We start from the raw sequence: 2,040 nt of genomic DNA, 5'->3' as shown, positions 1-2,040 counted from the left end.
TTGTTTGAAATTATTTTATTTTTCTTGGATAAAGATGAATCAATCAAACTGACATTACAATCTATCACATCAGAAAATGAAATTATCCGCGACATGATCGGGATGTCTGTTCCTACTTTTCCATAAAAACCTGTTCCATCGTAATTTTCATGATGATATAAAATAACATTAGCTACTGATGTCAAAAAAGGGTAGTTTTTTACATTATTTTCACCAATTTGGCAATGCTCAAAAACATGTTCCAAATCTATCATAGATGAAACCGGATCACGATCATATATCAAAGCAGACTCGGTTAATCCATTATCATGTAAAATTGCCAAAGAACATATATCAAAACATTCTTCTTTACTCATCCCAAGTTTTTTAGCAATACGTACAGCAATATAAGCTACCCTGCGAGAATGATACGTACTGACATTAAAAATATTTTTTTCTGCCATGTCCAAAGCGACGGAAACACCAATGAGAAAACTATTGAGATTGAATTTCATGTTATTTTCCGTCCATTTATTAATTTTAGAAAAGGTTACTCGGCAAATTTAAATTGATTTTTTCCTGACTGTTTGGCTACATACATCGCTTCATCTGCTTTTTTCAATAATTCTGATACATCTGAACATTTATGTGTACTGCACATACTTATGCCTATACTGGTTCCTATATAAATACTATTGTCATTATAAACAAATGGTTCATTGATCTGTTTGATAATTTTTTCTGAAATACTCATAACGTTATGTACATCTTTAATACCTGACAAAAGAATTACAAATTCATCCCCGCCAAGTCTAGCAATAGTGTCACACGACCTGACAGTTTGTCGCAATCGTTGAGCAACTGTTTTGAGTAGCCAGTCACCTGTCCCATGACCGTAAGTATCATTTACATGTTTAAATCCATCCAAATCTAAAAATAATACGGCAAACATGGCATCAGGTTTCATTTTTGCTTTTTTGATAGCTAGTTCAAGTACTTCAGTTAATAATCGTCGATTCGGCAAATGCGTTAAGGGATCGATGTGTGCTGAATCATCCAAAGACACGATAGGACGCATTAAATCCATTGCTACTTTAAACGATGCAGCAATCCCAAAGACTAAAATAATTATAGAAATAGCGATGATAGCATCCATATAGGTATTCAGACTTTCATCCAGTTCAGAACTATCTGTTTTTGCAACAATTCCCCATTGTGTAAGCGGTATATACCTCCATGCGGCTAAAACCCATTTTCCTCGATAGTCCATTGTTAGGTTAGATCCATTAGATCCCGTCACTGCATTTTGCATGGGGATTGCATAGGAATCTCCAATTCTTACTTTGCGTACAAGTGAAGCATTTTGATCGTATCGGAGTGGATTAAGGAATACAGCGTATTTACCAATTTTTTTACCCAATAACGTCTCCCCTGTCTCTCCTAGACCCGTATAGTCTTGAATTAGATTAAACAAAGGATTAGCAGTACATTCGACGATTACTGTGCCTAATCGCCTTTTAGTTTCATCAAGAATAGGCATACTTGCAAGATAGAGATAATCAACGTTATTAACATGACCTTTGTAGATATTTGAAAAGTAAATTTGATTATACTTAGCGTTAATAATATTTATGACTTCGTTTCTTTGAATTGAACAAGACGTTCTAGCAAAAACAACTTTTCCTGCATTATCAACAATATAGATATCATTGATATTTCTACCTTCAACCAAGAGTTTAATTTGTTCTGCCAATTTTGCTTTTGTTAATGAATTTCTATTATTTGGAGATTTTAAATACGTTTGCACAGAGGGTAAATGTTGAATCGTTTCAACATCCTTTTCTGTTTGTTGAAAATACCGTTCAATTTGATTTGCTTTTATTTTCACGATTGATTCGAGATGCGCCAAATGCATCTCTCTAAAACGATGCTTAACTTCAAGATAGCTACCAACAGATATAAACACAATAGGCACTAAGCAAAAAAAGATAAAAGTGCTCAATAACTTTAATTTGAGAACACTAGCTTTAGTTGTCATATTGTTTCCTCATTCTAAAGTAC

General features: G+C 33.6%; 2 protein-coding genes. Both read right to left on the bottom strand.

All coding sequences use genetic code 11. The features are described 5' to 3' along the window. The coding region (locus CJD30_RS11590; protein ID WP_294919319.1) for an HD domain-containing phosphohydrolase at nt 1–494 on the bottom strand (494 nt) is incomplete at its 3' end. 35 nt (nt 495–529) lie between these two features. Continuing rightward, entirely contained in the window at nt 530–2,017 is a 1,488-nt protein-coding gene (locus CJD30_RS11585) for a sensor domain-containing diguanylate cyclase (protein ID WP_294919316.1), read from the bottom strand. Nucleotides 2,018–2,040: the final 23 nt, after the last annotated feature.

Origin of the sequence: Sulfuricurvum sp. PD_MW2 (genome assembly GCF_002633015.1) — a bacterium.
Classification (GTDB): Bacteria; Campylobacterota; Campylobacteria; order Campylobacterales; family Sulfurimonadaceae; genus Sulfuricurvum.
This window is presented reverse-complemented; position numbering and strand designations above follow the sequence as displayed.